Origin of the sequence: Pseudomonas sp. KK4, assembly GCF_001984065.1 — a bacterium.
GTDB lineage: Bacteria > Pseudomonadota > Gammaproteobacteria > Pseudomonadales > Pseudomonadaceae > Aquipseudomonas.
Genome location: NZ_LYVP01000180.1, coordinates 1 through 7,682, shown reverse-complemented (window position 1 = coordinate 7,682; position 7,682 = coordinate 1). Strand labels below are relative to the sequence as shown.

Annotated in this window: 5 protein-coding genes; all 5 read left to right on the top strand. The window is 61.5% G+C overall.

Going from position 1 to position 7,682, the window contains the following annotated elements:
• Window positions 1-126: 126 nt before the first annotated feature.
• The 5 genes from acs to B0W55_RS27950 all read left to right on the top strand — a co-directional run bounded on the left by acs (window position 127) and on the right by B0W55_RS27950 (window position 7,602).
• Window positions 127-2,064 carry an acetate--CoA ligase gene (gene acs / locus B0W55_RS27970; protein WP_077049142.1) on the top strand — a complete coding sequence of 646 codons (1,938 nt, stop codon included), beginning with the start codon at window positions 127-129 and terminating at the stop codon, window positions 2,062-2,064.
• A gap of 135 nt (window positions 2,065-2,199) precedes the next feature.
• Window positions 2,200-3,072, top strand: a complete 873-nt coding sequence (locus tag B0W55_RS27965) for an oxygenase MpaB family protein (RefSeq protein ID WP_077049141.1) — start codon at window positions 2,200-2,202, stop codon at window positions 3,070-3,072.
• Between the two features lie 173 nt (window positions 3,073-3,245).
• Window positions 3,246-4,262: a class I SAM-dependent rRNA methyltransferase gene (locus B0W55_RS27960; RefSeq protein ID WP_077049140.1), complete on the top strand. Its 1,017-nt coding sequence runs from the start codon at window positions 3,246-3,248 to the stop codon at window positions 4,260-4,262.
• A 92-nt stretch (window positions 4,263-4,354) separates the two neighbouring features.
• Window positions 4,355-7,306 carry a DUF748 domain-containing protein gene (locus tag B0W55_RS27955; protein ID WP_077049139.1) on the top strand — a complete coding sequence of 984 codons (2,952 nt, stop codon included), beginning with the start codon at window positions 4,355-4,357 and terminating at the stop codon, window positions 7,304-7,306.
• Window positions 7,306-7,602 (top strand): DUF2845 domain-containing protein, encoded by a 297-nt coding sequence (locus B0W55_RS27950; protein ID WP_077049143.1) that lies wholly within the window; start codon window positions 7,306-7,308, stop codon window positions 7,600-7,602. Before B0W55_RS27955 ends, B0W55_RS27950 begins: the two co-directional genes overlap by 1 nt.
• Window positions 7,603-7,682: the final 80 nt, after the last annotated feature.

The following is a 7,682-nucleotide window of genomic DNA, read 5'->3' as shown; positions in this document are numbered from 1 at the left end:
CGATGGCGACTGACACGGCGCCTTCGCGAGCAAGCCCGCTCCCACTGTTGTTTTGTGTATGACTTGAACCCGTTGGGCACTCGGCGCATCTTTATCTTTGTCGCAAAACAAGAATAAGGAACCGTCATGTTCGATATCAGCACGTTCCCCAAAGCCGATGCCGTCCGCCGGGCTGCACAACTGAGTCAAGACGACTACCACCGCCTGTACCGCGAATCCATCGAGCACCCCACGACGTTCTGGGCCGAACAGGCCACGCGTTTTCTCGACTGGAGCAAACCCTGGGACACCGTCCAGCGCTATGACCTGAAGACCGGCGAAGCCAGTTGGTTTGCCGGGGCTGAGTTGAACGTCAGTTACAACTGCATCGACCGCCATCTCGACAAGCGTGGCGAGCAGATCGCGATCATCTGGGAAGGCGACGATCCTGCCGAATCCACTCAGATCACCTACAAGAAACTTCATCACAACGTCTGCCGCCTGGCCAACGTGCTCAAAAGCCGTGGCGTGAAGAAAGGCGACCGCGTGTGTATCTACATGCCGATGATCCCGGAAGCGGCCTACGCCATGCTCGCCTGTACGCGCATCGGCGCGGTGCATTCGGTGGTGTTCGGCGGCTTTTCCCCGGACTCCCTGCGCGATCGCATCCTCGACGCCGACTGCCGCACGGTTATCACCGCCGATGAAGGCGTGCGCGGTGGCAAATTCGTGCCACTGAAACAGAACGTCGACAAGGCACTGCAAAATTGCCCCAACGTCAGCACGGTGGTGGTGGTCGAGCGTACGCAGAACCCGGTCAACTGGGTCGAAGGCCGGGACCTCTGGTATCACCAGGCGTTGCGCGATGTCGACGATCACTGCCCGCCCGAGTCGATGGACGCCGAAGACCCGCTGTTCATCCTCTACACCTCGGGCAGCACCGGTAAACCCAAGGGCGTGCTGCACACCACCGGCGGCTATCTGCTGCAAGCGGCCATGACTTTCAAATACGTGCTGGACTACCGCGACGGCGAAGTCTTCTGGTGCACTGCCGATGTCGGCTGGGTCACCGGTCACAGCTATATCGTCTATGGCCCGCTGGCCAATGGCGCCACCACGCTGATCTTCGAAGGCGTGCCCAGCTATCCGAGTTGCTCGCGCTTCTGGCAGGTGATCGACAAGCACAAGGTCAACATCTTCTACACCGCCCCCACCGCCCTGCGCGCCTTGATGCGAGAAGGTCCGGAACCGCTGAAGGAAACCTCCCGCGCCAGCGTCAGACTGCTTGGTACCGTCGGTGAGCCAATCAACCCGGAAGCCTGGGAATGGTATTTCCACTCGGTAGGCCAAGAGCGTTGCCCGATCGTCGATACCTGGTGGCAGACCGAAACCGGCGGCATCATGCTCAGCCCCCTGGTCAGCGCCCAGCGGATCAAACCGGGCTGCGCCACACAGCCCATGTTCGGTGTGCAACCGGTGCTGCTCGACGAACAGGGCAAGGAAATCAAGGGCGCCGGCAGTGGCGTGCTGGCGATCAAATCCAGTTGGCCGGCGCAGATCCGCAGTGTCTACGGCGACCCGCAACGGATGGTCGACACCTATTTCAAACCTTACCCCGGCTACTACTTCACCGGTGACGGCGCTCGCCGCGACGAGGATGGCGATTACTGGATCACCGGGCGTATCGACGATGTGATCAACGTGTCCGGGCACCGCATCGGTACCGCCGAAGTGGAAAGCGCCCTGGTGCTGCACGACAGCGTCGCCGAAGCCGCCGTGGTCGGTTACCCCCACGACGTCAAGGGTCAGGGCATCTACGCCTTCGTCACGGCCATGAACGGGGTCGATGCCAATGACGATCTGAAGAAGGCGTTGCTGGCACTGGTCAGCAAGGAAATCGGCAGCTTCGCCAAACCGGACATGATCCAGTGGGCGCCGGCCTTGCCGAAAACCCGCTCAGGCAAGATCATGCGGCGCATCCTGCGCAAGATCGCCTGCAACGAACTCGACAGCCTGGGGGATACCTCGACCCTGGCCGACCCGAGCGTGGTGCAGGGCCTGATCGACAAACGCCTGAACCCATAACACCGCATCCCTGTAGGAGCGAGCTCGCTCGCGAAGGGCGTCAACGATAACGCGGACTTCCTGAACATACGCGTTATCGTTAACGTCCATCGCGAGCAAGCTCGCTCCCACAGAAAAGCAAAGAACCGGGACATCATGGAATTCATCCGCACCCGCATCGAAACCCAGATCATGAGCCTGACCGGTCTGTCCCTGGGCAAGCTCGACCTGGAAAACCCCAAGGGCGATCCCGGTCTGTTCGGGCCCGACTCGATCAGCTGGCAGGTGCACGGCGATTTCAGCAGCATGCTCATCGGCGGGATCAGCGCGCTGATGATGCAAGCCCTGCACCCGCTGGCCCTGGCGGGTGTGTGGGACCATTCGAATTTCCGCGAGGACATGCTCGGCCGTTTGCGCCGCACCGGGCAGTTCATTTCCGGCACCACCTTCGGCTCGCGCCAGGACGCCGACTGGCTGATCGAGAAAGTGCGCACCATCCACCTGCAGATCACCGGCACCGCGCCCGATGGCCGGCCTTACGCCGCCAGCGATCCCGAGCTGCTGACCTGGGTGCATGTGGCCGAAGTCAGCCACTTTCTCGCGGCACATTTGCGCTACCGCAATCCGCATTTGTCGGGCGTCGACCAGGACCGTTATTACGCAGAAATCGCCCTGGTCGCCGAACGCCTGGGGGCCCGGGACGTGCCGCGCTCGCGGCAGGAAGTCGCCGAGTATCTTCAGCGAATCCGGCCGCAACTGCTGTGCGACGCGCGCAGCCGCGAAGTGCTGCGCCTGCTGTTGAATGCCCCGTCCCCGAGTCGCCTGGCCAAGCCTTTCGGCGGTTTGATGATGCAGGCCGGGATCGATTTGCTGCCTGATTGGGCCAGTGACATGCTCGGCGTCAGCCAGAGCCCCCTGCAACGCAAACTGATCCGCGCCAGCGTCAATCGCAGCGCACCGATGTTGCGCTGGGCAGTGCGCAACGGTTCGGTACAACGGGCCAAGCGGCGGATGGGGCTGTTGAAATGAAGCGCTAAAAGCTTCGCGAGCAAGCCCGCTCCCACAGTGGATTTCGGCTGCTCAAAAAATATGCGTTCACCTCGGTCCACTGTGGGAGCGGGCTTGCTCGCGAAGGCAGCACCTCGGTTCGATGCCAAGCTGTTAAACTCCCGCGCCAAATTCCCACCTGCAAGGCGCCCAGCATGTCTTCCTTGAATCAGGCGCTGCGCGCCGCCCTTGAAAACCGTCAGGACCTGCTCGCCGAGCTGCACAGTCAGGGCACCGATTGCTATCGCCTGTTCCATGGCAGCCAGGAAGGCGCCGGCGGCCTGACCATCGACCGCTACGGCCCACAACTGATGGTGCAGAGCTTTCACCAGTCGCTGGAACGCGATGCGCTGCTGCAGTTGCACGACATCGTCAATCAGCACCTGGGCCTTGAAACCTTGCTGGTCTACAACGACCGCTCCCGGGGCAACTCGCGCATCGACCGCGAAGACAACGTGTACCGCGCCGACGAAGCCGCCCTGCAGGACTTGGTCGGCCACGAGTGGGGCCTCAATTACCGGGTCCGCGGGCGTCACGCCGGGCAGGATCCGCTGCTGTTCCTCGACCTGCGCAACACCCGCGGCTGGGTCAAGGATCACAGCCAGAACAAAAGCGTGCTCAACCTGTTCGCCTACACCTGTGGCGTCGGTCTGAGCGCTGCGGCCGGCGGCGCCCGGGAAGTGTGCAACCTGGACTTCGCCGAAGGCAACCTGGCAGTGGGCCGGGAAAACGGTCTGCTCAACCCGCAACTGCCGGGCATGGAATTCGTCCAGTCCGATTACTTCCCGGCCATCCGCCAACTGGCCGGTCTGCCCATCAGCCAGCGTCGCGGGCAAAAACTGCCGAGCTACCAGCGCCTGGAGCAACGCCAATACGACCTGGTGTTGCTCGATCCGCCAGCCTGGGCCAAGAGCGCATTCGGCACAGTCGACCTGTTGCGCGACTACCAGAGCCTGCTCAAACCTGCCCTGCTGACCACCGCCGACAACGGCGTGCTGATCTGCTGCAACAACCTGGCAAAAGTCAGCATGGACGACTGGCGCGAACAGGTCCTGCGCTGCGCGCAGAAGGCCGGGCGCCCGGTGCGTGAGTGGACGGTGATGAAACCCGGGGCCGACTTCCCGTCGATGGATCAGCAACCGCCACTGAAAACCCTCATCCTGCAGCTCTGATCGGCGTCAGATAAATCCGAAAAACCTCGTCAGGGCTTTTACTTCGGAACCGGAAACGCGTGCCATACTCCAAGGCACTCCGATTCAGACAGATGAAGCCACGCATGTACAAAGGATTGATTCGCGCCGTCGGCGCCTTGTTGACTGCTCTGGCCCTCTACAGCTTGCTGGGTTTTCTGATTTTGCCCGGCATTGCCTTGCGCATCGCCAACCAGCAACTGGCCAACTACGCCACGACGCCCGCCAAGCTCCAACGAATCGAACTCAACCCGTTCAGCCTCGAAGTCACCCTTTGGGGCCTGAACATCGGCGAGCCGGGCAAGGAGCAGATCGGCTTCGAACGCCTGTACGCCGACCTGAGCCTGGACAGCCTCTGGACCAAGGCGCTGCATCTTTCAAATATCGAGCTGGAAAAGTCCAAGACCGAAATTGTCTTCGGCAAGGACGGCCAGCTCAACCTGCTCGGCCTGTTCAAAATCCCCGCCAGTGAACCGACCCCGGCCGATCCCAATGCCAAACCCTTTCCACTGCGCATCGACAGCATCAAGCTGGCGGGCGGCGCGGTGCATTTCCTCGATGAACGCCCCAGCGAGCCCATCGAATTCCTTTACGACAAGCTCGACTTCGAGCTGAAAAACCTCAGTACCCTGCCCGAAGACAGCGCCGACATGACCCTGGTAGCCGTCGGCCCCAATGGCGGGCAGATCGACTGGACCGGCAACTTCAGCCTCATTCCCATCGCCTCCGAAGGCAAACTGAAGATCACCGACGGCAAGATGAAAGCCTTCTGGCCCTACGTGCGCGACGCGGTGCCATTGGTGCTCGAAGAAGGCATCGTCAGTCTCAGCACCGACTACAAGCTTAACCTGTCCAAGCAGACCGAACTGTTGCTGAGCAACGTCTCGGCCACCATCGCGCCTTTCGCCATCAAGTCCCCGGACGGTCGACAACTGGTCAAGCTCGAACGCCTGGACGTTTCCGACACCACGATCGACCTGGCCAAACAGCAAGTGGTGGTCGGCAAGATCCGCAGCCACAAACTGGAAACCTGGGCCGCGCTGGAAGCCGATGGCCAGCTCGACTGGCAGAAACTGTTCGCCAGCCAACCGTCCAAACCGGCGGCCAAGGCCAATGCCGAACCGCCGAGCACCCCGGCCGCGGCAGATTCGCCGAAAGCCGAACCCGCGCCTGCGGCCAAACCCTGGCAAGTGCTGCTCAACGACGTACAACTGCGCGATTACAAGGTGCACCTTGCAGACCGCAAGGCACAGCCGGTGGTTGAGTTGGAACTGAGCCCGCTGAACCTCGACCTGCAGAAATTCGACAGCCTCAACGGCTCGCCTTTCTTGCTCAAGCTCGATACGGGCGTGGGCAAGCAAGGCAAAATCACGGCCGATGGCGAGGTCAACCTGGCGCCGGTCAGTGCCAGGCTCAATGTCCAGACCAGGGACATCGACCTGCGGGTCGCCCAGTCCTACATCAATCCGTTCATTCGTCTTGAACTGCGCAGCGGCATGCTCGGCAGCGACCTGGCGGTCAATCTGAAAAGCACTGACCCACTGGCCCTCAGCGTCACCGGCCGGGCGCAGGTCGATCAACTGCACACCCTTGACACCCTGAAAACCCGCGACTTCCTCAAGTGGCAGCAAGTGGTGGTCGAGGGCTTGAATTATCAGCACGGCGACAGCCTGTCGATCGACAAGGTCAACCTGCTGCAACCCTACGTGCGCTTCATGATCAACGATGACCGCACCACCAACATCGATGACCTGCTGATTGCGCAACCGCCCGACACCGGCGCCAAAACCGCCGCCGCCAAGCCCGCCAGCAAAGACAAACCGTTGGGCATTCACGTCGGCGGCATTGCCATCAATGACGGCTCGGCCAACTTCGCCGACTTCAGCCTGACCCCCAACTTCGCCACCGCCGTTCAGCAACTCAACGGGCAGATCGGCACCATCGACAGTCGTCAGGCGAAACCGGCCAGCGTCGACGTCAAGGGCAAGGTCGACCGCTATGCACCGGTGACCATCAAGGGCGCGGTCAACCCGTTCGATCCGATGGCCAGCCTCGACATCGCCACCAGTTTCAAACGGGTGGAACTGACCACCCTGACCCCCTACTCCGGCAAGTTCGCCGGTTACCGCATCCGCAAGGGCCGGCTGAATCTGGACCTGCACTACAAGATCACCAAGGGGCAATTGCAGGCCGAAAACAAAGTGGTGGTCGAGCAACTGCAACTGGGTGAAAAAGTCGACAGCCCGGACGCCGTCAGCCTGCCGCTGAAACTGGCGATTGCCTTGCTCAAGGACGTCGACGGCAAGATTTCCATCGAACTGCCGGTGTCCGGTGACCTGAACAACCCGCAGTTCAGCGTGATGCCGATCGTCTGGCAGACCCTGCGCAACCTGATCGTCAAGGCTGCCGCCGCGCCGTTCAAACTCATCGGCGGGCTGGTGTCCGGTGGTGGGTCCGAAGACTTGGGCACTGTGGCTTTCGCACCCGGTTCCAGCGAGCTGAGCAAGGACGCCGAAGCGGCGCTGGTCAAGCTGTCCCAGGCGCTCAAGGAACGCCCGGCCCTGCGCCTGGAAATCGAAGGGACTGCGGCCAAGAGCAGCGACGGCCCGCTGATCGCGGAGCAACGCCTGGAACGGGAATATCAGTACAACTACTACAAGATGCTCCAGCGTCGCGGCGAGAAAGTGCCCGCCAAGGCTGCGTTGCTGGAAGTGCCAGACAATGAGAAAGGCCCGCTGCTGGAAGGGATCTACCGCACCCGCCTGAAGACCCAGCCGCCCGCCGAATGGAAAGACCTGGGCAAGGAAGAACGCATCGCAAAAATGCGTGCCGACGTGATCCAGTTCTGGAGCTCCAGTGAAGTGCTGTTGCGTGAGTTGGGCCAGGAACGTGCCAGCAGCATCAAGGATTACCTGGTGGACAAGGCGCAGCTTGCCGATGATCGCGTGTACTTCATCGATGCACAGTTGGGCGAAGCGGAAAAAGACGGCAAGGTCGTGACCCCCCTGCATCTGGACGCTGAATGATGGTTAACCGACTGATACTCGCCCTCACCCTGGCCATGGCTGCAAGCCAGGCTTGGGCGGCAGACACGTTGCGCTGTGGCAGCCAGTTGGTCAGCGTCGGCGACCGCTCCAGTGAAGTGCTGCACAAGTGTGGCGAACCGGTCAGCCGCGACCTGCTGGGCTACAAGCGCAGCGCCAACCGACGGGAAGAGTTCCAGGTGGAGGAATGGACCTACGGGCCCAATGGCGGGATGTATCAATACTTGCGGTTCGAGGGCAATCGCTTGAGACAGATCACCAGCAAGCGCGGTGATTAGGACTGCACAGGAACAAAATGTGGGAGCGGGCTTGCTCGCGAAGGCGGAGTGTCAGTCACTGAAGATGTTGACCGATACAC